Source organism: Gordonia amicalis, from assembly GCF_022059885.1.
In the GTDB taxonomy this organism is placed as follows: domain Bacteria; phylum Actinomycetota; class Actinomycetes; order Mycobacteriales; family Mycobacteriaceae; genus Gordonia; species Gordonia amicalis.
Window position 1 is genome coordinate 2,657,455 of sequence record NZ_CP091855.1, and the last position, 23,287, is coordinate 2,680,741.

Consider the following 23,287-nt stretch of genomic DNA (forward strand, 5'->3'; position numbering starts at 1 on the left):
GTCGCTGACCGGGTCCCAAGGATCAAGGGAACATCCGCACAATGAATCTCGCCGCAGGAAACTTCCTCATCCCCAATGGCACGTTCTTCGTGTGCCTGGCCATCTTCGTCATCGTCTTCCTCGTGATCCGGACGATGGTCGTGCCGCCGATCCTCAAGGTGCTCGAGGACCGTGAGGCCCTGGTCGCGAAGACCGCCGAGGACAACCGGGCCGCTGCGGCGAGCTACGAGGATGCCGACACCGGATACCGGGCCGCTCTCAAAGAGGCCCGGGCGGACGCCACCGGTATTCGGGATCAGGCACGTGCCGAGGGCAACGAGCAGTTGTCCGAAGCAAAGAAGCGTGCCACGGCAGAAGCCGACGCTGCGATCGCCAAGACCGCCGAGCAGTTGAAGGCGGAAGGCGAGCGGGCCGCGGAGACCGCTCGTCGCGACGTCGACTCGTTGTCGGCCGTGCTCGCGAGCCGTGTGCTCGGTACCGATGTGTCGCCGTCCTCGGAGTCGGCGGCGTACGAGTCGACAGGAACGGTGAAGTAAGTGGACGTCGTCATTGGAAACCTGATCGGGCTCGCGATCATCGTCTTCCTCTTCTGGAAGTTCGTGCGACCCGTGCTCTCGAAGGCGGTGACCGCGCAGAAGGAAGCCATCGCTGAGCAGGTCACCGAGAGCGAGGCAGCCAAGGCCCGGGTCGCCGATGCACAGGCCGCTCATGAGCGAGCGCTGGCAGAGGCCAAGGCCGAGGCCGAGGAGCTGCACAAGGGCGCGGTCCGGGACGCCGAGAACATCAAGCAGGATCTCGTCGCCCAGATCGATTCCGAGGTGAAGCGGATCACCGAGCACGGTCGTTCGCAGACCGAGCTCAACCGGGCTTCGCTGGTTCGGTCGCTGCGCAACGATCTCGGTCTGACCGCGATCGACGGGGCGTCCAAGCTCGTCCGGTCCCACCTCGCGGACTCGAAGGCACAGTCGGAGAGCATCGACCGGGTCATCGAGGAACTGGAGTCCATGTCGGCCGGCGGGCCCTCGGACCTGGTCACCCGCAGCGTGGACCTGATCGGCCTGCACTCGATGCGCGCCACGAGCCGCGAGGCGGCTCTCGCCGTCTCGTCGGCGTTCGACTCCTCGGCGTCGTCGCTCGACAGCGACGCCCTGGTGAAGGCCAGCGACGAGCTGACCGAGGTCATCCGCCTGCTCGACACCAACCCGGTGCTGCGCAAGCGACTCACCGAGGACGAGGACAACACCACCGGTCAGGTCAAGCTGGTCGAGAACCTCTTCGGCGGCAAGGTCTCGCCGATCGTGGTCGAGGTCCTGAGCGCCGCGGTGAAGCAGCGCTGGTCCTCGTCGGCCGACTTCTCCGCCGCTCTGCGTCGTCAGAACGCACTGATCGTGCTGGCCGCCTCCGAGCGTGATGGCGTCATCGAGCAGACCGAGAACGAACTGTTCTCCGTTGCTCGCCTGATCGACCAGAACCCGCAGTTGGCCTCGCTGCTCTCCGACCACAGCCATGATGGTGGAAAGCGCGCGGAGCTGCTGCGCTCGCTGGTGGGGGAGAAGGTCGGGAAACTGTCCTGGATCCTGCTGGCCCACTCCGTCGAACTGCTACAGGGCCAGCCGGCCGATGTGGCTTTCGATCAGCTCGCCGAGCTGGCGGCGGCACGCCGTGGCGAGTCCGTGGCCCACGTGGTCTCGGCAGCCCCGGTGTCGGAGTCCCAGACCACGCGTCTGGCCTCCGTGCTCGGCACCATCTACGGACGCACCATCTCGGTGCAGACCGAGATCGATCCCGACATCCTCGGCGGCCTCCGGATCGCCGTCGGCGACGAGGTGATCGAGGCCGATGTGGCCACACGCCTGGCGAAGGCGGCCGAGAGCCTGCCCAGCTAGACCCTGACCGACCACATCCAGCGAATACCCCCCAAACACCAGCCGGACTGAGCAAGAAAGACGAGTACCAATGGCGGAGTTGACGATCTCACCAGACGAGATTAAGGGAGCGATCGAGCAGTATGTCTCATCGTTCGATGCCGATGCCTCCCGCGAGGAGGTGGGCATCGTCACCGACACATCGGACGGTATCGCCCACGTCAGCGGACTGCCCGGCGCGATGGCCAACGAGCTGCTGCAGTTCGAGGGCGGCGTGCTCGGCGTGGCCCTGAACCTCGACGAGGACGAGATCGGCGCCGTCATCCTCGGTGACTACGAGTCGCTGGAAGAGGGCCAGCAGGTCAGCCGTACCGGCGACGTGCTCTCGGTCCCCGTCGGCGACAAGTTCCTGGGCCGCGTCGTCGACCCGCTGGGTGCGCCGATCGACGGCCTCGGTGACATCGAGGCCGAGGAGCAGCGCGTCCTCGAGCTCCAGGCCGCCTCGGTGCTCGAGCGCCAGCCGGTCGAGGAGTCCCTCGCCACCGGTATCAAGGCCATCGACGCGATGACCGCCATCGGCCGCGGACAGCGCCAGCTGGTCATCGGCGACCGCAAGACCGGTAAGACCGCGGTCTGCATCGACGCCATCCTGAACCAGAAGGCCAACTGGGAGACCGGCGACCCGAGCAAGCAGGTTCGCTGCATCTACGTCGCGATCGGTCAGAAGGGCTCGACCATCGCCGGTGTCAAGACCGCTCTCGAAGAGGCCGGCGCGATGGAGTACACCACCATCGTCGCGGCTCCGGCCTCTGACTCGGCCGGCTTCAAGTGGCTGGCTCCGTACACCGGTTCGGCCATCGGCCAGCACTGGATGTACCAGGGCAAGCACGTCCTCATCGTGTTCGACGACCTGACCAAGCAGGCCGAGGCCTACCGCGCCATCTCGCTGCTGCTGCGTCGTCCGCCGGGTCGTGAGGCATACCCCGGTGACGTCTTCTACTTGCACTCGCGCCTGCTGGAGCGTTGCGCCAAGCTCTCCGAGGAGATGGGCGGCGGTTCGATGACCGGTCTGCCGATCATCGAGACCAAGGCCAACGACGTCTCGGCGTTCATCCCGACCAACGTCATCTCGATCACCGACGGTCAGGTCTTCCTCGAGTCGGACCTCTTCAACAAGGGTGTCCGTCCCGCCATCAACGTCGGTACCTCGGTGTCGCGCGTCGGTGGTGCCGCTCAGACCAAGGGCCTGAAGAAGGTCTCGGGTTCGCTGCGTCTGGAGCTCGCGCAGTTCCGTGAGCTGGAAGCCTTCTCGGCCTTCGCCTCCGACCTCGACGATGCGTCCAAGGCTCAGCTCGAGCGTGGCGCCCGCTGGGTCGAGATGCTCAAGCAGGACCAGTACAGCCCCTTCTCCGTCGAGGACGAGATCGTCTCGATCTACCTCTGCGGTGAGGGTCACTACGACTCGGTCCCGGTCGACGACGTCCGCAACTTCGAGACGCAGCTGCTCAGCCACCTGCATCATGCGGCCAAGGGTGTCTACGACTCGATCGCCGGCGGCAAGGTGCTGTCCGACGACCAGGCGGAGTCCCTCGTCGCCGAGACCAACAAGTTCAAGAACAGCTACCTCACCCACGACGGCAAGCGCGTGGTCAACGAGGCCGAGGCCGAGGCAATGGATGCCGAGGACGTCGAGAACGAAGAGATCAAGATCCGCAAGTGATCTCAGACGTCAACGGACATTGCGCTAAGGAAGGGGTGAGGGCTCGTGGCCAGCATTCGTGAGCTGCGCTCACGCATCCGGTCGGTCCAGTCGACCAAGAAGATCACCAAGGCTCAGGAACTGATCGCGACATCGCGCATCACCAAGGCCCAGGGTCGTGTCGCCGCGGCCAAGCCGTATTCGGAAGAGATGACCACGGTCCTCTCCGAGTTGGCGAGTCACGCGGGGACACTGGACAACCCGCTGCTGACCGAGCGTGAGAACCCCAAGCGCGCGGCGATCCTGGTGGTCACCAGCGACCGCGGCATGTGCGGTGGTTACAACGCGAACGTCCTCAAGGCGACGCGGGAACTCATCTCGCTGCTGCGCGACGAGGGCAAAGAAGCCGTCCTGTTCGTGATGGGCCGAAAGGGCGTCGGATTCTTCAACTTCCGCGGCCTCAACGTCGAGGATTCCTGGACCGGCTTCTCCGAGTCGCCGAAGTACTCCGACGCCTCCACCGCGACCGGGTTCCTCGTGGACCTGTTCGTGGCGGGTTCTGGTGTCGAGGTCGAGCGTCCCGGTGGGGACGGCAGCCTCGAGGGTGTCGACGAACTGCACCTGGTGTACACCCGGTTCCAGTCGATGCTGTCGCAGGTGCCGGAGGTTCGTCGCGTGGCGCCTCTGGTCGTGTCGGAGGACACCGATTCCTCCGACGACAAGCCGTCGCGCAACTACACCTTCGAGCCGGGCGCCGAGTCCCTTCTCGACGCTCTGCTGCCGAAGTATGTGACCACGCGGGTCTATGCGGCGCTGCTGGATTCGGCCGCGTCGGAGTCTGCGGCACGCCGTACCGCCATGAAGGCGGCCACCGACAACGCCGAGGAATTGGCCAAGACGCTGTCGCGTGAGGCCAACCAGCTCCGCCAGGCTCAGATCACCCAGGAAATCAGCGAGATCGTCGGCGGTTCGAGCGCCCTGGCGAACTAGCCGGATGCGCCGACCAAGCACGACGACGAGACCCAATACTTCGATCAAGAGGAAGTGACCCAAGCACCATGACCGCAGCAGTAGAAACCCCCTCCGCGCAGTCGGCGGGTTCCGCCGATGGGCGGGTTGTCCGCATCATCGGCCCCGTGGTCGACGTGGAGTTCCCGCGGGGCTCGATCCCCGAACTGTTCAACGCCCTGCACGCCGAGGTCACTCTCTCCTCGGTCGCCAAGACCCTGACCCTCGAGGTCGCTCAGCACCTCGGTGACAACCTGGTGCGCACCATCTCGATGCAGCCCACCGACGGCCTGGTCCGCGGCGCGTCCGTCTCCGACACCGGCAAGTCGATCGTCGTGCCGGTCGGCGACGTCGTGAAGGGCCACGTCTTCAACGCCCTCGGCGACTGCCTCGACAGCCCCGGCCTGGGTCGCGACGGCGAGCAGTGGAGCATCCACCGCAAGCCGCCGGCCTTCGACGAGCTCGAGGGCAAGACCGAGATCCTCGAGACCGGCATCAAGGTCATCGACCTGCTGACCCCGTACGTGAAGGGTGGCAAGATCGGTCTGTTCGGTGGTGCGGGCGTCGGCAAGACCGTCCTCATCCAGGAGATGATCACGCGTATCGCGCGTGAGTTCTCCGGCACCTCGGTGTTCGCCGGCGTCGGCGAGCGCACCCGTGAGGGCACCGACCTCCACCTCGAGATGGAGGAGATGGGCGTTCTCCAGGACACCGCCTTGGTGTTCGGCCAGATGGACGAGCCGCCGGGCACGCGTATGCGCGTGGCTCTGTCGGCGCTGACCATGGCGGAGTACTTCCGCGATGTGAAGCACCAGGACGTGCTGCTGTTCATCGACAACATCTTCCGCTTCACGCAGGCGGGCTCGGAGGTCTCGACCCTCCTCGGCCGTATGCCGTCCGCGGTGGGCTACCAGCCGACCCTGGCCGACGAGATGGGCGAGCTCCAGGAGCGCATCACCTCGACCAAGGGCCGCTCGATCACCTCGCTGCAGGCGATCTACGTCCCCGCCGACGACTACACCGACCCGGCTCCGGCGACCACCTTCGCGCACCTCGATGCGACCACCGAGCTCTCGCGTCCGATCTCGCAGCTGGGTATCTACCCCGCTGTGGACCCGCTGACGTCGACTTCGCGCATCCTCGAGGCCTCGATCGTGGGCGACGAGCACTTCCGTGTCGCCAACGAGGTCAAGCGAATCCTGCAGAAGTACAAGGAGCTGCAGGACATCATCGCCATCCTCGGTATGGACGAGCTCTCCGAAGAGGACAAGGTCACGGTGCAGCGTGCTCGCCGTATCCAGAAGTTCCTCGGCCAGAACTTCCTCGTCGCCGAGAAGTTCACCGGTCAGAAGGGCTCGGTCGTCCCGCTCGCGGACACCATCGAGGCATTCGACCGTGTCGCCAAGGGCGAGTTCGACCACCTGCCCGAGCAGGCGTTCAACAGCTGCGGTGGACTCGACGACGTGGAGGCCGCCGCCGCCAAGATCGCCGGAAAGTAGCGGTAATCCATGGCTGAGAAGTCCTTCCACGTGGAGGTTGTCTCCGCGGATTCGAGCCTGTACTCGGGCGAGGCCACGTTCCTGATCGCGCAGACGACCGTCGGCGAGCTGGGAGTCCTGGCCAACCACGAGCCGCTGTTGGGCCAACTGGTCCCGGGTGGCTACGTGGTGATCGTCGAAGAGAACGGCAATCGCCGCGCGGCCGCGGTCGAGGGCGGATTCCTGTCCGTCACCGGCGAGACCGTCACGGTGCTGGCGGAGTCGGCCGACTGGGCCGACGACGTCGACATCAACGCGGAGAAGACCGCGCTCGAGAAGGCTGAGGCGGATTCGCCGGAGTACCACCGTGCTCACGCGCGTCTGACTGCGGCACAGCAGCTTTCGAAGTAACACCCCGCATTCGCGGCGGTCATCTCGGCCGGTCATCGGATTTCCATCCGGTGGCCGGCCGAGGTCGTTTCGCGTCGGGTGTGTGCGATCTGGCATGCTGTGTTCCACAGCCCTTGTCTCGCAAGTCGTGTCACGCCGTCGGTGCTCCTCGTTGGAAATCCGACGGTCGTCCGGACATACGCGGAGACTGCACGAAGGAGTAGGTGATGTCGCTGCCGGTCGTCTTGCTCAGTGTGCTGCTGGCGGTCGCCGTCATCGTGTGCGTGTTGCTCGCGGTCCGCCTGGCGCAGCTCAGGCGCGTCGGCACCCCCATCCTGCTGCGCACCATCCCGGCGGAGGTCGACCACGGCTGGCGTCACGGCACGGCGCATTACAGCGATGACTCGCTGCGTTACTACCGCCTGGCGTCCCTGCGTCCCGGACCGAACGTCACCCTTGTCCGGCAGGGCATCGAGATCACCGGCCGACGCCGCCCGGAGGGGACGGAGACCGAGATCCTCGAGGGCATGGTGATCCTGCAGGTGAAGCCCTCCGGCAAGAACCCGATCACCGGTAAGGGGAAGGACGGCTACGAGCTCGCGATGGGCCCGGGTGCGGTCACCGCGTTCCAGTCGTGGCTGGAGTCTCGGCAGTCCGCGCGTTCGGAACGGCGCAAGAGCGCCTGATCCCGCCGGTCGGAGCGGGGTTTCCGCGCTCTCAGTTCTCCGGAGTGGCTGGCCGTGCTCGGTTGCCGCCCGGTACCCACTTCACGTCGCCGAGTGTGCCGTCGGGTGCTCGATTGGCCACCCGCGACAGGATGAACAGCAGGTCGGACAGCCGGTTGAGGTATCTCGCCGGCAGGACGCTCGTGTCGTCGGGGTGGGCGGTCACCGCGGCCCACGCCGAACGCTCCGCGCGACGGGTCACCGTCCGTGCCTGGTGAAGCAGGGCCGCCAGCGGTGTGCCGCCGGGCAGGATGAACGAGTCCAGGGGCGGTAGGTCGGCGCCGAAGTCGTCACACCAGCCCTCGAGGGCGTCGATGTACTCCTGGGCGATGCGCAGCGGCGGGTATTCGGGGTCGTCGACGATCGGGGTGGACAGGTCGGCACCGGCGTCGAACAGGTCGTTCTGCACCGTGGCCAGCACGGCGGCGATGTCCTCGGGTACGTCGCCGCCGAGAGCCAGTGCCATGCCGATCGCGGCGTTGGCCTCGTCGCAGTCGGCGTAGGCGACCACGCGCGGATCGGTCTTGGGAACGCGCGAGAAGTCACTCAGACCGGTCGAACCGTCGTCGCCGGTGCGGGTGTAGATCCTCGTCAGATGAACGGCCATGCGTTGAATGTACTGCGTGCGATGAGCGCCGGGCGGCGGCGGATAAGGTGGCAGGCGTGAGCGATCGGTTTCTGGTGTCGGGCGGGGCACGTTTGTCCGGTGAGGTGTCTGTCGGTGGCGCCAAGAACAGCGTGCTGAAGCTGATGGCGGCAGCGTTGCTGGCCGAGGGCACGACGGTGCTGACCAACGCCCCGGAGATCGCCGACGTCCCGCTGATGGCCGATGTCGTGCGTGGTCTGGGTGCCGTCGTGGAGATGGACGGCGACACCGTGACGATCACGGCCCCCGCCGAACCGAAGTTCCACGCGGACTTCGCCGCCGTCCGTCAGTTCCGCGCCTCGGTGTGTGTTCTCGGACCGCTGATGGCCCGCTGTCATCGAGCGGTGGTGGCGCTGCCGGGTGGTGACGCGATCGGTTCGCGACCCCTGGACATGCATCAGGCGGGTCTGCGTGCTCTCGGAGCGACGAGCTCGATCGAGCACGGCTGCGTGGTGGCCGAAGCCGACGCCCTCGTCGGTGCTCCCATCGCGCTCGAGTTCCCCTCCGTCGGGGCCACCGAGAACATCCTGATGGCTGCCGTCCTGGCCGAGGGCCAGACGACGATCGACAACGCGGCCCGCGAACCGGAGATCGTCGACCTCTGCGTGATGCTGCAGCAGATGGGTGCCCAGATCGAGGGCGCCGGCACGTCGACGCTGACGGTGAACGGTGTCGACCGGCTGCATCCGACGACCCATCGGGTGGTGGGGGACCGCATCGTCGGTGCGACCTGGGGTATCGCTGCCGCGATGACGCGCGGTGACGTCACGGTTCGCGGTGTGCAACCCGAACACCTGCAGCTGGTCCTCAACAAGCTGGTCGACACGGGTGCCCGCGTGGACACCTTCAGCGACGGCTTCCGGGTGCGCCACGACAGCCGGCCGGTCGCGGTGAACGTCTCGACGCTGCCGTTCCCCGGTTTCCCCACCGATCTGCAGCCGATGGCGATCGGACTCGCCGCCATCTCCGAGGGCATGTCCGTCATCACCGAGAACGTCTTCGAGGCCCGGTTCCGCTTCGTCGAGGAGATGGTGCGCCTGGGCGCGGACGCCCGCACCGACGGCCACCACGCCGTCATCCGCGGTATCGAGCGACTCTCGAGCGCACCCGTCTGGTGTTCGGACATCCGTGCCGGCGCCGGCCTCGTGCTCGCGGGCCTCGTCGCCGACGGCGTCACCGAGGTGCACGACGTCGAACACATCGACCGCGGCTACCCGCATTTCGTCGAGATCCTCCGCAGTCTCGGCGGCGAGATCGAGCGCGTCACCGACTGACTTGTCGGCCCCGACCTGTCCGATCGGACAGGTGGCACCCCCGTCCCGATGGACCGACCCTGCCCGCCGAGGGTCAGGACCCCTTGTGGGCGTTGTGATCTGAGCGACATTCTCGTTGTGACAGACCCAACCGTCACAAGGAGTTCACCCCCATGGCCATTGAGCTGAACCAGATCTGGGATTTCCCGATCAAGGAGTTCCACCCGTTCCCGAAGGCGAAGCTGGGCGTCGGTGCGCACGACATGCTCGGTGTCGAGGCCAAGGAACTGGGCATCACGCGTGCCCTCCTGATGACCACCGGCCTCCGCGGTTCGGGCATCATCGAGGAGTTGATCGGCAAGATCGAGTACCAGGGCGTCGACGTGGTGCTCTACGACCAGGTGGAGTCCAATCCCAAGGACTACAACGTCATGGATGCCGCGGCGCTGTACCAGTCGGAGAAGTGCGACGGCATCATCTCGGTGGGCGGCGGGTCGAGCCACGACGCCGCCAAGGGCGCCCGGATGGTGATCGCCCACGACGGCCGCAACATCAACGAGTTCGAGGGCTTCTCCAAGGCCACCAACAAGGAGAACCCGAAGCACATCGCGGTCTCCACCACCGCGGGCACCGGCTCGGAGACCTCCTGGGCCTACGTCATCACCGACACCTCGGACATGAACAACCCGCACAAGTGGGTGGCGTTCGACGACACCTGTCTCGTGGACCTCGCGATGGACGATCCGCTGCTCTACTACTCGTGCCCCGAGCACTTCACCGCCTTCTGCGGCTTCGACGTGCTCGCCCACGCCAGCGAGCCGTACGTCTCGCGCCTGGACTTCGCCCCGTCGCTCGGCAACGCCAAGTACTCCATCGAGCTCATCCGCGATCACCTCCGCACCGCGGTCTACGACCCGCGTAACCTCGCGGCCCGTACCGGCATGATGTACGCCCAGTACATCTCCGCGCAGGCATTCAACTCGGGTGGTCTCGGGCTGGTGCACAGCCTGTCCCATGCGGTGAGCGCCTTCTACGACAGCCACCACGGACTCAACAACGCCATCGCGCTGCCGCGCGTGTGGGAGTACAACCTGCCGTCCCGCTTCGAGCGCTACGCGGAGATCGCCGCCCTGCTCGGCGTCGACACCTCCAAGATGACCACCGTCCAGGCCGCCGACGCCGCGGTCGAGGAGGCCATCCGCCTCTCGAAGGACCTCGGCATCCCGGACAACTTCGGACAGCTGTCGACCAACAGTTACGAGAAGAACCGGATGAACACCGGTAAGTACGAGGGGCGCGGCGAGAGCATCGACACCTCCGAGAAGCAGATCCGCGCCATCGCCGAGCACATGATGGGCGACTGGTGCACCCCGGGCAACCCTCGGGAGAGCACCGTGGAATCGCTGATCCCCATGGTGACGCACGCCTTCACCGGCAGCTACTGATCACCCGGCCGGAACCCGTGCCCGGGAAGGGAACCTCCTCCCGGGCGCGCGGGTTCCGTCCCAGTCCACCGCCCCGTCGACGGAAGGTCTGACGATCCGATGACGCACACCTCCACCGCCCTCGCCCGCCTCACGGATGCCGACGAGACCGCCCGCTTCGCCTCCGCAGAGGAACTGACCACTGCGCTCGGGGAGCAGGGATACCTCATCGGACCGGAACTGGCGATCGTCGTGCACCTCGCCACGCTGCTGGACCGGCCGCTGCTTCTCGAGGGGCCGGCCGGTGTCGGCAAGACCGAACTGGCCAAGGCGCTGGCCGCGGCGTCGGGGCGTGAGCTCATCCGCCTGCAGTGTTACGAGGGGCTCGACGACTCGCGTGCCCTCTACGAGTGGGACTACGCCCGCCAACTGCTCCACGTGCAGATGCTGCGAGACCGCATCAGCGCCGAACTAGCCGCGGAGACAAGTCTTTCCGCTGCCTCGGCAGCTCTGGCACGTACCGAGGTCGGCGTCTACACCGAGGACTTCCTGGTGGCCCGGCCCCTGCTGGCCGCGATCACCTCGACGACCCCCACCGTGCTCCTCGTCGACGAGATCGACCGTACGGACGAGGCGATGGAGGCGGTCATGCTCGAGGTGCTTGCCGAACGCCAGGTGTCGGTACCCGAACTCGGGACCTTCACCGCACGGTCGTCGCCGTGGGTGATCCTGACCTCCAACGACACCCGTGAGCTCTCGCCGGCCCTCAAGCGCAGGTGCCTGCACTTCCAGGTCGATTACCCCGACCCGGACACCGAGCGCGCCATCGTCGCGGTGCGGGCTCCCGACATCGAGGACGAAGTGATCGGCGAGGTCGTCGACCTCGCCCGCCGACTCCGCGATCTGCCGCTGCGCAAGAGTCCCTCGATCGCGGAGGTCATCGACGCTGCCCGCGCGGCGTCGTATCTCAGGACCACCGAACCGGCACGGAACGCCCGTCCCGGATCCGGTCCGGCCGACGCCGCGTTGCTCTCCCTGCTGGTCAAGTTCGGTACCGACCTCGACCTCGCCCGTCGTGCGCTGTCGACGCCCACCGCAGACACCGCCGCCGCGGAGGTCGGTGTCGACGGCTCGACGCCGTCCGGGTCGGTCACGGCCCGGGCGTTCGGCGCCGGTCGCGCCCGTAGCGCCGGGGTGCGCGCGGGCCGATGACCGTGCGCACGCCGCCGACGGGGGCCGCCCGCGGCGAGATCCTCGACCTGGTCGCGGTCCTGTTCGGGCAGGTCCTGCGCGGTGCCGGGATCGCCGCGTCGCCCGCGGAGGTGATCGAGATCCGGCGGACGCTGGCGATCGTCGGGGCCGCCGACCTCGCGGTGCTGCGGGCCGCGCTGCGCAGTGTCTCCGTCAAATACGGTTACGAGACAGCAGGTTTCGAGCACGCCTTCGACGTCTTCTTCCTGGATGTCGACACGGGGCCCGATCGCGAGGAGGACCTGCCCCGCCCGCGGGGTGCCGCCGCGGACCTGCCCGACGACGTCGTCTGGGACGACGAGTTCGACGGGGCGGCCCGCCGGATCGGTGCCGACGAGCACACCGACGAGATCGGCGATCTGATGGCACCCGACCCCGATGCCGGCGAGCGACACGGGGAGAGCGCCCATCGCGAGGAAAACGACTTCACCGTGTCGGCCGGCGCCGAACAGCTCGGCGTCGACCCGGACAGCGGATCGGTCAGCGGCGGAGTGACCTACACGGTCGAGATCGACTCCGCCGATTCGGCGTCGGTCGGCGAGCTGACCGGCGCCGCCGCCCGGGTGGAGAGCACACCCCTGGGAATGACCGGCGCCGCCGCGATCCTCGCGGCTCTCGACGCCTACGACCCCCGGGGAGCGTACGGAACGGAGGGGGACGCCGACCTCGACGACGCGCGACGCATCGAGCTCGAACGTGCCCTGGCCGCGTTCGTCGACGCGTTCACCGCGCGCCTCGAGGCGGCCGGGCTCACCGACGGCGACGCACCCGGTCGATCGGCCCCGGTGCGGACCGAACAGGCCGACATCGACCGTGCCTGCCACCGGCTCGTCCAGCGCATGCGCGGAGCACCGCGACGGGTGATCGGCCGCGGAGATCGCGGGACCCTCGACATCCGCGCCACGTTGCGCGCGGCGGTGGCCACCGACGGGGTGCCGGCCGAACTGTGGCGTCGACGTCCGCGGCCCGGCCCCGTGCGATTGCTGGTCCTCGTCGACGTCTCGTTGTCGGTCCGGCCGGTCACCGGGTTCATCCTGCGGCTCGCGCAGACGCTGCACCGTTTCGGCGACCGGTGCGAGGTCGTCGCCTTCGTCGACCGGCCGGTGCGCGTCACCGCCGCGCTCCGGGCGGCGTCCGCCGACGCCGCGCTGGCCGCTGTGCTCGCCGCCGACGGCCTCGACCTGGCCGCGACGAGCGACTACGGACGGATGTTCGCCGGACTGCTCGGCGAGTTCGGCGACCTCGTCACTCCGCGTACCTCGGTGCTCGTCGTCGGCGACGCGCGCAGCAACGGATTCGACGGCCGCACCGACCTGGTCGCCGAGATCGGCCGGCGCGCACACCGCCTCGCCTGGGTGACCCCCGAACCGTCGCGCTACTGGTCGCAGACCGGCTGCGCGATGGCCGACTACGCCGAACACTGCAGCGGCGTCGTCAGCGTCCGGGACGGGGCCGAGATGCTTGCGCGCTGTGATGAACTGGGTGCAGCGCTCAGATGAGGTGGGTAGCGTCGAAAACGCCGGTGACGCAGGACGACATCATCGGCCCGCGGTGATCGGAGGACAACGGATGCAGGGTGGCACGCGCCGACGCAGCCCCGGTCATGTCGCCAAGTTCCACGCCCCCGAGATCGTGCTCGGCCCGGGCGCATTCGGCGAGGTGCCGCTCGCCACCTCGGGCCTCGGGATGCGCCGCCCGCTGGTGGTGAGCGATCGCGGTCTCGAGGGCGCCCGCTGGTACTCGCAGCTGATGTCGGGGCTGGCCGCGGCGGGGCTGGACGCCACCTCGTTCGTGGACGTGTCGCCCAACCCTCGTGCCGGCGAGGTCACCGCGGCGTTCCTGACCTACAAGGCGCACGATGCGGATGGGCTCGTGGCGCTCGGCGGGGGATCGGTCATCGACGCGGCCAAGGGGGTCGCGGTGCTCGCCGCCAACGGCGGTCACATCCTGGAATACGAGGGAATCGATCGTGCCCGCCGGCCGTTGCCGCCGCTCGTCGCCGTGCCGACCACCGCCGGGAGCGGTGCCGACGTCTCCCAGTTCTGCATCATCAACGACGGCCAGCGCCGCACCAAGGTCACCATCATCGGCCGGTCGCTGGTGCCGGACCTGTCGGTGAGCGATCCGGAACTGCTCACCACGGTGCCGGCCGAGGTCACCGCACAGGTCGGGATGGACGTGCTGACCCACTGCGTCGAGGCCTACGTCTCGCTCGCGCACGGCCGGATGACGGATTCACTTGCACTGGAATCGATCAGCGGTGTCTGGACGCATCTCGAGCGACTGGTCGACGACCCGCTCGACAAGGTCGCGGCGGAGGAGATGTCACTGGCGTCGCTGCGGGCCGGGATGGCGTTCACCAACGCGATCCTCGGCGCGACCCATGCGATGAGCCACCCGGTCGGCGGGCATTGCGACGCCCCCCACGGTGCGATCAACGCGGTGCTGCTGCCGCATGTCATCCGCTACAACGCGGAGGTGTGCGCCGACGGATTCGTCGACCTCGCCGGGGCGATCGGCCTGTCCACCGACGGGAATGCGCGCATGGTCGCCGACCGACTGGCCGATGCCGTGGCGGGCCTGGGTGCACGGGTCGGGATGCCGGAGTCCCTGGAACCGTTGGGCGTTCGCGCCGGCGACCTCGATCGTCTCACCACGCACGCTCTCGCGGACTCGTGCATGACCACGAATCCGCGCCGACCACAGGCGGCGGGGATTCGTGACCTGTACGCGGCGGCACTGTGATGGTCGGCGCCGCGCGGGGCCCCGACCCCGAACGGGAGCCCGACCGGTCCGATCTCGACAGCCTCGTCGGTCTGCGCAGCGTCAAGGGCAGTCATTACGCGCAGTACCGCGGGGTCGAGGCCCGGCTGAGCCGGGTGGTCGGCGCTCTCGAACGGATCTCGCGGGCGCTGGTCCGCACCGCCGAGGGGCCCGAGGCGCTGGTCATCTCGGTGGTCGAGGCCGCGCGTGACCATCTGGGTGCGGAGTGGGTCGTGTTCGGGCTCGCCGACGGACGCCTGGAGCGATCCGCCCCGCGTCACCTGATCAGCTCCGGCAGCGGCAGGTTGTACGCCTTCGAGGGGTCGTCGACCGCCTCTCCGCCCGACGGGCTGCCCGACCAGGTGCTGAACCGGCTCAACGACATCCTGCGCGGCCACGAGCCGCTGTTGCACCGCCCGATCCTGTCCACCGACCACGTCCATGTCCCGGTCGAACTCGACGGCAGCGTCGTCGGCGGCCTGTCGGCGTGGACCCCGTCCGAGCGCGTCGTCGACCCGACGGACGTCGTGGTCCTGCGGATCCTGGCCAGCCAGGCGATCGTCGCCCTGCTCAACGCCGAGCTGTTCTCCGAAACGCACCGGCACGCAGCGGAATTGGCCGAACGAAACGATGAGCTCGAGCGTGCCCAGCGTGAGTTGTCCGCCGCTATGCGCACCACCGTCCTCAACGAGGAACGGTCGCGGATCGCGCGCGAGTTGCACGATTCGGTCACCCAGTCGGTGCTCTCGGCGGGCGTGCAGATCGAGCTGTGTCGCGACCTCGTCGACGGTGCGGCACTCGAACGGCTGCAGATGGCCGGCCGTCTCACGAAAGAAGCGGTCGAGCAGCTGCGGACGTTCATCTACACGCTCAACAACGCCGCGAGCGTCCCGTCGCCGAGTGTCCGGGAGGTGTTGACCGAATTGTGCTCCCTGCACATGCCGCCCGACCTGACCACCGCGGTCCGGATCCGGGGACGCGCCCGCGACCTGACCGGCGACGTCCAGCACGCGCTGCTCCGGATCGCGGGGGAAGCACTGTTCAACGCCGCGATCCATGCTCGGGCCGACGAGGTCACGGTGACTCTCACCTATGCGCCGGAGCAGGTGTCGCTGTCGGTCGACGACGACGGGGTCGGCGACCCCGAACATCTACGGCGCGTCCTGCGGACCGCCTCGCTCGGCGACCTCGCCGCCGGACGCCACCGCGGCCTGGCGAACATGGCCTCGCGGGCCGCCGAGCTCGACGGCGAGATCCGAATCCGCCGGTCACGGGCGGGTGGCATCCGAGTGACCGCGACCCTGCCGACGGGCGCGGGATCGCCGTCCGCGTCCGATCCCGGAACCACGACCAGGGAGTTGCCGTGAGCACCGACAAGACGAGCACCGGTAAGCAGGCCAGGCCCATCCGCACACTGCTGGTCGACGACCACGCCCTGCTCCGCGAGGGGATGCGCTCGCTCCTCGAACGCGAGGACGTCGTCGAGGTGGTCGGCGAAGCCGGCTCGCACGACGCCGCGCTCGCGGAGGTCAACGCGTGCCGACCGGATGTGGTGGTCGTGGATCTCAAGCTGTCCGCGGGTACCGAATACGAGGGACTGCGCCTGATCAAGGACATCGCACAGCGTCACCCGGAGGTCGCGGCGCTGGTGCTCACCACATTCCTCGACGACGACCTGGTGGTGCGGGCGGTTCGCGCCGGCGCGCGGGGTTACGTCGTCAAGGATGTCGACACCACCGAACTGGTGCGCGCGATCCAGGCCGTCTCGACGGGTGGCAGTGCCTTCGATCCGCGCAGCGCGGCGGTGGTGTTGCGGACCGTCTCCGGGGAGGCCGAGACCACCGAAACCCTCAGCGACCGGGAACGCGAGGTCTTGCGGCTGCTCGCCGATGGCATGTCCAACAAGCGGATCGGAGAGACGCTCTTCATCTCGGAGTCGACCGTGAAGTTCCACGTCCGCAACATCATCCGCAAGCTCGGGGTCACCAAGCGGACCGATGCGGTCTACACGGCGAGCAAGCGGGGACTCATCTGAGCGGCGGGTCCGCGGGGGTGAGGACCAGCCAGCCGCCGTGGTCGACGAACACCTCGGCCCCGGAGTGGGCGACGCTGTTCGCCCAGCTGTGCAGATCTTCCTCGGTCAGCCGGAGACGGTGACCGAAGTGGGGGCTGGGCTCCTCTTCGAAGGGCACCGCGACGACCACCCGGCGCCTCGCCACCCGCAGCGCCTCGGACAGCGCCGCCTCCACACCGTGGGCGTCGAGATGCTCGAGCAGGTGGATGAGCGAGACCGTGTCCACGGAATCGTCGTCATAGGGGAGCGCGGTCGCGTCGCCGACCACGGCGTCGACCGGTACACCGAGTCGCCGCGACGCGCACGCGAGCAGCGACACCGCGCCCGGTGAGATGTCGCAGGCCGACACGTCGTACCCGTCCATCGCGCAGGCCAGCGCGAAGAATCCGAAGCAGGAGCCCACCTCGAGGATCGACGAACCGGTCGCGAGTGAGCGTGCGCGCCGGTGCACGGGAGCGAAGGCCGAAGCCCCGCAACGAAGTTCGCGGATCGAGTTGTCGTAGAACGCCGACCAAGCGTCCGCCGAGGTGGCTGCGGAGGTCCCGATGATGCCCACCGCCGCGGATTCGAAGTTCTCCTGACCCGACAACACGCCGGCTTCCACCAGCGAGACCAGCCCGTCGACGACCACCGAGTCGGAGATCGTCTCCTCGTCGAAGGGATGAGCGATCTGGAGGACGCCGGCCACTCGACGCCACGACAGGAGCCCGCAGCGGGCGAATCCCCTGGGGACGAGCGCGGATCGGACTATCCGAGGCACACGCCCGCGTACGCGGGATGGGTCGAGAACCGCAGCCGGGAAGGTCGTCGACTGATCGATGGTCGTCATGAATCGACCGTAGAAACATCCTGACCTGCGCATAACTGTCCGAGCGGGGGTGAGCACCTGTCCGAACGGACGGTTTGCGGCGCACGTCACAGTGACCGGCCCGGCGAAAAACTACACGCGACAGAGCGTTTCGGTGTCGCCTGGCGACCTGTGACCTGCGGCGATGTCCGACTCGGGCGAGGGTGACCAGGCGATTTGACCCTGACGATCCGGTTGCGTAACTTTCTTCAAGTCAGCGCGCCACGGCGCCGCCCCGGAAGGCCTGAGAGGGTCCGGCCGGGGAGTGGAGACCGGGCTTCGCGCAGACCGCCCCCGAACTTCGAGTTCGAGACTTGGTGTCTTGGATGAGGTGTGCGGGGTTGCCAGATCCCCTGAGTTCGAGAAACTTCGGATTTGCGGACTGAGGATCGGGTCTGGTAGGCTGGAAGAGTTGCCCCGGAGACGGGGTTGACGTGGAAAGTCAGAACAAAGTCTGCTGGTGAAAGCCCTTGTGGGGGTGAGTATCTGGTGGGTGTGTGTTCTTTGAGAACTCGATAGTGTGATGATGAATTGTCTGATGCCATATTGTGGCATCGTGCATTCTTTATGGATGTAGATGTTTATTGTGTGTGGCGCTCGGCCCCGTCTGGGTGTCACATGTTTTTGCTAGTTTTGGATTGGTCAGGTTTTGCTTTCCTGATTGTGTTGAAACGCTGGCACCTTTTGGGTGTTGGTTTTGTTTCGCTATTTTTTCATGGAGAGTTTGATCCTGGCTCAGGACGAACGCTGGCGGCGTGCTTAACACATGCAAGTCGAACGGAAAGGCCCGCTTGCGGGTACTCGAGTGGCGAACGGGTGAGTAACACGTGGGTGATCTGCCCTGGACTCTGGGATAAGCCTGGGAAACTGGGTCTAATACCGGATATGACCTTACATCGCATGGTGTTTGGTGGAAAGCTTTTGCGGTTCAGGATGGGCCCGCGGCCTATCAGCTTGTTGGTGGGGTAATGGCCTACCAAGGCGACGACGGGTAGCCGACCTGAGAGGGTGATCGGCCACACTGGGACTGAGACACGGCCCAGACTCCTACGGGAGGCAGCAGTGGGGAATATTGCACAATGGGCGCAAGCCTGATGCAGCGACGCCGCGTGAGGGATGACGGCCTTCGGGTTGTAAACCTCTTTCACCAGGGACGAAGCGCAAGTGACGGTACCTGGAGAAGAAGCACCGGCCAACTACGTGCCAGCAGCCGCGGTAATACGTAGGGTGCGAGCGTTGTCCGGAATTACTGGGCGTAAAGAGCTCGTAGGCGGTTTGTCGCGTCGTCTGTGAAATTCTGCAACTCAATTGTAGGCGTGCAGGCGATACGGGCAGACTTGAGTACTACAGGGGAGACTGGAATTCCTGGTGTAGCGGTGAAATGCGCAGATATCAGGAGGAACACCGGTGGCGAAGGCGGGTCTCTGGGTAGTAACTGACGCTGAGGAGCGAAAGCGTGGGTAGCGAACAGGATTAGATACCCTGGTAGTCCACGCCGTAAACGGTGGGTACTAGGTGTGGGGCTCATTTCACGAGTTCCGTGCCGTAGCTAACGCATTAAGTACCCCGCCTGGGGAGTACGGCCGCAAGGCTAAAACTCAAAGGAATTGACGGGGGCCCGCACAAGCGGCGGAGCATGTGGATTAATTCGATGCAACGCGAAGAACCTTACCTGGGTTTGACATACACCAGAAAGCTATAGAGATATAGCCCCCCTTGTGGTTGGTGTACAGGTGGTGCATGGCTGTCGTCAGCTCGTGTCGTGAGATGTTGGGTTAAGTCCCGCAACGAGCGCAACCCTTGTCCTGTATTGCCAGCGGGTTATGCCGGGGACTTGCAGGAGACTGCCGGGGTCAACTCGGAGGAAGGTGGGGATGACGTCAAGTCATCATGCCCCTTATGTCCAGGGCTTCACACATGCTACAATGGCTGGTACAGAGGGCTGCGATACCGTGAGGTGGAGCGAATCCCTTAAAGCCAGTCTCAGTTCGGATTGGGGTCTGCAACTCGACCCCATGAAGTCGGAGTCGCTAGTAATCGCAGATCAGCAACGCTGCGGTGAATACGTTCCCGGGCCTTGTACACACCGCCCGTCACGTCATGAAAGTCGGTAACACCCGAAGCCGGTGGCCTAACCCCTTGTGGGAGGGAGCTGTCGAAGGTGGGATCGGCGATTGGGACGAAGTCGTAACAAGGTAGCCGTACCGGAAGGTGCGGCTGGATCACCTCCTTTCTAAGGAGCACACAACATCACGTGTTTCTGCAGGCGTATGTTCTGCGGCGCGTGTGTGTTCGAGGGTGAAACATCAGACAGGCTCACCGCTTCCACACCTGTGGAAGTTTGGGGGGTTGCTGCTGGGTCGTGAGGCCGGCGGGTTCATCGCACACTATCGGGGTTCTGAGAGAACACGCGGCATGCTTTCGGGTGTGCAACGGGTTGTCTCTGACCTAACTGTTCGGCCAATCATGCTGGTGAGGTGTCCTGTGATGGGGCGCGGAGGTGTGGGTGGTGGGATGGTGTGTGTTGTTTGAGAAGTGCATAGTGGATGCGAGCATCTTTATTTCAAATCAACAATTTTTTGTTGGTCTGTGATTTAGCAGAAAGAATGTTTTGTGTTGTCTACATTCGATCCTCGCCGAACATGATCCTTTGGGGTTGTGTGCAGCTTTCGGGTTGTGTGGTGGGGGTGGTTTGTAGGTGTTGTTGTAAGTGTGTAAGGGCGTTCGGTGGATGCCTTGGTACCAGGAGCCGATGAAGGACGTGGTAGGCCGCGATAGTCCTCGGGGAGTTGTCAAACGAGCTGTGATCCGAGGGTGTCCGAATGGGGAAACCCAGCACGAGTGATGTCGTGTTACCCACCTCTGAATGTATAGGGGGTGTGGAGGGAACGTGGGGAAGTGAAACATCTCAGTACCCATAGGAAGAGAAAACAAAAGTGATTCCGTGAGTAGTGGCGAGCGAAAGCGGATGAGGCTAAACCATGCGCATGTGATACCGGGTAGGGGTTGTGTGTGTGGTGTTGTGGGGTTCATCTTCTTCCATCTGCCTGTGGAAGCGTGAGTCAGAAAATCGTGTGTTAGGTGAAGTGGCCTGGAATGGTCTGCCGTAGACGGTGAGAGTCCGGTAGCTGAAAACACATGGTCTTGCGTGATGTTCTCCCAAGTAGCAGCGGGCTCGTGGAATCTGCTGTGAATCTGCCGGGACCACCCGGTAAGCCTGAATACTTCCTGGTGACCGATAGCGGACAAGTACCGTGAGGGAAAGGTGAAAAGTACCCCGGGAGGGGAGTGAAATAGTACCTGAAACCGGACGCTTACAATCCGTCAGAGCCTGCGCCTTCGGGGTGGGTGATGGCGTGCCTTTTGAAGAATGAGCCTGCGAGTTAGTGCTCGGTGGCGAGGTTAACCCGTGTGGGGTAGCCGTAGCGAAAGCGAGTCTGAATAGGGCGTTTGAGTCGCCGGGTCTAGACCCGAAGCGGAGTGATCTACCCATGGCCAGGGTGAAGCGACGGTAAGACGTCGTGGAGGCCCGAACCCACTTCAGTTGAAAATGGAGGGGATGAGCTGTGGGTAGGGGTGAAAGGCCAATCAAACTCCGTGATAGCTGGTTCTCCCCGAAATGCATTTAGGTGCAGCGTCACATGTTTCTTACCGGAGGTAGAGCTACTGGATGGCCGATGGGCCCCACAGGGTTACTGACGTCAGCCAAACTCCGAATGCCGGTAAGTGAGAGTGTGGCAGTGAGACTGCGGGCGATAAGGTTCGTAGTCGAGAGGGAAACAGCCCAGATCGCCGGCTAAGGCCCCTAAGCGTGTACTAAGTGGAAAAGGATGTGGGGTCGCGAAGACAACCAGGAGGTTGGCTTAGAAGCAGCCACCCTTGAAAGAGTGCGTAATAGCTCACTGGTCAAGTGATCCTGCGCCGACAATGTAGCGGGGCTCAAGTACACCGCCGAAGCCGCGGCACTCACACAATAGCCCGTTCTCCGTTTACGGATGGTGAACCAGGTGTGTGGGTGGGTAGGGGAGCGTCCTGCATCCGTGGAAGCCACAGAGTGATCTAGTGGTGGAGGGTGTGGGAGTGAGAATGCAGGCATGAGTAGCGAAAGCAGAGTGAGAAACTCTGCCGCCGAATGACCAAGGGTTCCTGGGCCAGGCTAATCCGCCCAGGGTGAGTCGGGACCTAAGGCGAGGCCGACAGGCGTAGTCGATGGACAACGGGTTGATATTCCCGTACCCGTGTATCCGCGCCCATGCTGAATCAGTTGTACTAACCATCCAGATCCCCCAGGAGCACCTTCGGGTGCCGGGTGGGGTGATGCATGGGACCTTGGCTGGTAGTAGGCAAGCGATGGGGTGACGCAGGAAGGTAGTGGGGCCAGTCAGTGGTTGTACTGGTGTAAGCCTGTAGGGCGTGTTCTAGGCAAATCCGGAACACAGTGAGCCTGAGAGGTGATGCGTAGCCGTTGCGGTGAATTCCATGATCCTATGCTGCCGAGAAAAGCCTCTAGTGAGTTGGTACACGGCCCGTACCCCAAACCAACACAGGTGGTCAGGTAGAGAATACTAAGGCGATCGAGAGAACTGTGGTTAAGGAACTCGGCAAAATGCCCCCGTAACTTCGGGAGAAGGGGGACCCATCCTGGTGACGAGATTTACTCTCTGAGCTGGTGTGGGTCGCAGAGACCAGAGAGAAGCGACTGTTTACTAAAAACACAGGTCCGTGCGAAGTCGTAAGACGATGTATACGGACTGACGCCTGCCCGGTGCTGGAAGGTTAAGAGGACCGGTTAGTTCCTTTCGGGGAGCGAAGCTGAGAATTTAAGCCCCAGTAAACGGCGGTGGTAACTATAACCATCCTAAGGTAGCGAAATTCCTTGTCGGGTAAGTTCCGACCTGCACGAATGGCGTAACGACTTCTCTGCTGTCTCAACCACAGACTCGGCGAAATTGCAGTACGAGTAAAGATGCTCGTTACGCGCGGCAGGACGAAAAGACCCCGGGACCTTCACTATAGCTTGGTATTGGTGTTCGGTTCGGTTTGTGTAGGATAGGTGGGAGACTGTGAAGTGGGCACGCCAGTGTTCATGGAGTCGTTGTTGAAATACCACTCTGATCGTATTGGACTTCTAACCTCGGACCCTGATCGGGTTCAGGGACAGTGCCTGGTGGGTAGTTTAACTGGGGCGGTTGCCTCCTAAAAGGTAACGGAGGCGCCCAAAGGTTCCCTCAGCCTGGTTGGCAATCAGGTGTTGAGTGTAAGTGCACAAGGGAGCTTGACTGTGAGACGTACATGTCGAGCAGGGACGAAAGTCGGGACTAGTGATCCGGCACCGGCAAGTGGAAGCGGTGTCGCTCAACGGATAAAAGGTACCCCGGGGATAACAGGCTGATCTTCCCCAAGAGTCCATATCGACGGGATGGTTTGGCACCTCGATGTCGGCTCGTCGCATCCTGGGGCTGGAGTAGGTCCCAAGGGTTGGGCTGTTCGCCCATTAAAGCGGCACGCGAGCTGGGTTTAGAACGTCGTGAGACAGTTCGGTCTCTATCCGCCGCGCGCGTAAGAAACTTGAGGAAACCTGTCCCTAGTACGAGAGGACCGGGACGGACGAACCTCTGGTGTGCCAGTTGTCCCGCCAGGGGCACCGCTGGTTAGCTACGTTCGGAAGGGATAACCGCTGAAAGCATCTAAGCGGGAAGCCTGTTCCAAGATGAGGTTTCTCACCCCCTTTGCGGGGTTAAGGCCCCCTACAGACCATGGGGTTGATAGGCCAGAACTGTACGCACAGCAATGTGTTCAGGTGACTGGTACTAATCGGCCGAGGACTTACCAACAACACCCACACACCACAAAAACATTCTGTT

16 protein-coding genes and 2 rRNA genes are annotated in these 23,287 nt (G+C 64.9%); 16 read left to right on the plus strand and 2 right to left on the minus strand.

Annotation, left to right across the window (positions count from 1 at the left end; translation table 11 throughout):
• Nucleotides 1–41 precede the first annotated feature (41 nt).
• From IHQ52_RS12285 to IHQ52_RS12315, 7 genes are all read left to right on the plus strand, one after another.
• Complete coding sequence (locus IHQ52_RS12285; RefSeq protein ID WP_238063464.1) at nt 42–536, plus strand: F0F1 ATP synthase subunit B; 495 nt, start codon at nt 42–44, stop codon at nt 534–536.
• Complete coding sequence (locus tag IHQ52_RS12290) at nt 537–1,886, plus strand: F0F1 ATP synthase subunit B/delta (protein WP_238063466.1); 1,350 nt, start codon at nt 537–539, stop codon at nt 1,884–1,886. It begins immediately after the preceding gene.
• 70 nt (nt 1,887–1,956) lie between these two features.
• Entirely contained in the window at nt 1,957–3,585 is a 1,629-nt protein-coding gene (gene atpA, locus IHQ52_RS12295) for a F0F1 ATP synthase subunit alpha (protein ID WP_006437296.1), read from the plus strand.
• Nucleotides 3,586–3,630: 45 nt separating this feature from the next.
• Nucleotides 3,631–4,554, plus strand: a complete 924-nt coding sequence (locus tag IHQ52_RS12300; RefSeq protein WP_238063468.1) for a F0F1 ATP synthase subunit gamma — start codon at nt 3,631–3,633, stop codon at nt 4,552–4,554.
• A 68-nt stretch (nt 4,555–4,622) separates the two neighbouring features.
• Nucleotides 4,623–6,071: a F0F1 ATP synthase subunit beta gene (gene atpD, locus IHQ52_RS12305; protein ID WP_006437298.1), complete on the plus strand. Its 1,449-nt coding sequence runs from the start codon at nt 4,623–4,625 to the stop codon at nt 6,069–6,071.
• Between the two features lie 9 nt (nt 6,072–6,080).
• Nucleotides 6,081–6,461 carry a F0F1 ATP synthase subunit epsilon gene (locus tag IHQ52_RS12310; protein ID WP_238063469.1) on the plus strand — a complete coding sequence of 127 codons (381 nt, stop codon included), beginning with the start codon at nt 6,081–6,083 and terminating at the stop codon, nt 6,459–6,461.
• A 206-nt stretch (nt 6,462–6,667) separates the two neighbouring features.
• Complete coding sequence (locus IHQ52_RS12315) at nt 6,668–7,126, plus strand: DUF2550 domain-containing protein (protein WP_238063480.1); 459 nt, start codon at nt 6,668–6,670, stop codon at nt 7,124–7,126.
• Between the two features lie 31 nt (nt 7,127–7,157).
• Here IHQ52_RS12315 and IHQ52_RS12320 read toward each other — a convergent pair whose 3' ends face one another.
• Complete coding sequence (locus IHQ52_RS12320; RefSeq protein WP_024497346.1) at nt 7,158–7,772, minus strand: cob(I)yrinic acid a,c-diamide adenosyltransferase; 615 nt, start codon at nt 7,770–7,772, stop codon at nt 7,158–7,160.
• Between the two features lie 56 nt (nt 7,773–7,828).
• On the opposite strand from IHQ52_RS12320, the gene murA reads away from it, so the two are divergent.
• From murA to IHQ52_RS12355, 7 genes are all read left to right on the plus strand, one after another.
• Complete coding sequence (gene murA, locus IHQ52_RS12325) at nt 7,829–9,085, plus strand: UDP-N-acetylglucosamine 1-carboxyvinyltransferase (protein WP_006437302.1); 1,257 nt, start codon at nt 7,829–7,831, stop codon at nt 9,083–9,085.
• A gap of 152 nt (nt 9,086–9,237) precedes the next feature.
• Nucleotides 9,238–10,509, plus strand: a complete 1,272-nt coding sequence (gene mdo / locus IHQ52_RS12330) for an NDMA-dependent methanol dehydrogenase (RefSeq protein WP_238063484.1) — start codon at nt 9,238–9,240, stop codon at nt 10,507–10,509.
• A gap of 99 nt (nt 10,510–10,608) precedes the next feature.
• Nucleotides 10,609–11,700 (plus strand): MadB family AAA-type ATPase, encoded by a 1,092-nt coding sequence (locus tag IHQ52_RS12335; RefSeq protein ID WP_238063486.1) that lies wholly within the window; start codon nt 10,609–10,611, stop codon nt 11,698–11,700.
• Nucleotides 11,697–13,238: a MadC family VWA domain-containing protein gene (gene madC / locus IHQ52_RS12340; RefSeq protein ID WP_238063488.1), complete on the plus strand. Its 1,542-nt coding sequence runs from the start codon at nt 11,697–11,699 to the stop codon at nt 13,236–13,238. The genes IHQ52_RS12335 and madC overlap by 4 nt, the downstream gene beginning before the upstream one ends.
• A 70-nt stretch (nt 13,239–13,308) precedes the next feature.
• Nucleotides 13,309–14,484 carry an iron-containing alcohol dehydrogenase gene (locus IHQ52_RS12345; RefSeq protein ID WP_238063489.1) on the plus strand — a complete coding sequence of 392 codons (1,176 nt, stop codon included), beginning with the start codon at nt 13,309–13,311 and terminating at the stop codon, nt 14,482–14,484.
• Entirely contained in the window at nt 14,484–15,869 is a 1,386-nt protein-coding gene (locus tag IHQ52_RS12350) for a MadS family sensor histidine kinase (RefSeq protein ID WP_006437307.1), read from the plus strand. Before IHQ52_RS12345 ends, IHQ52_RS12350 begins: the two co-directional genes overlap by 1 nt.
• Nucleotides 15,870–15,952: 83 nt before the next feature.
• Complete coding sequence (locus IHQ52_RS12355; RefSeq protein WP_238064286.1) at nt 15,953–16,537, plus strand: MadR family response regulator transcription factor; 585 nt, start codon at nt 15,953–15,955, stop codon at nt 16,535–16,537.
• Here IHQ52_RS12355 and mftM read toward each other — a convergent pair.
• The gene (gene mftM, locus IHQ52_RS12360; RefSeq protein ID WP_238063491.1) at nt 16,530–17,405 is read right to left on the minus strand and encodes a mycofactocin oligosaccharide methyltransferase MftM; all 876 of its coding nucleotides are present in this window, start codon (nt 17,403–17,405) and stop codon (nt 16,530–16,532) included. The genes IHQ52_RS12355 and mftM overlap by 8 nt on opposite strands.
• Nucleotides 17,406–18,135: 730 nt before the next feature.
• Between mftM and IHQ52_RS12365 the strand changes: the two genes are divergently transcribed.
• Together IHQ52_RS12365 and IHQ52_RS12370 are read left to right on the plus strand one after the other, a co-directional pair.
• Nucleotides 18,136–19,656, plus strand: a 16S ribosomal RNA gene (locus IHQ52_RS12365).
• Nucleotides 19,657–20,127: 471 nt separating this feature from the next.
• Nucleotides 20,128–23,257 (plus strand): 23S ribosomal RNA (locus IHQ52_RS12370).
• The 16S and 23S rRNA genes sit together here, the layout of an rRNA operon.
• Nucleotides 23,258–23,287 lie beyond the last annotated feature (30 nt).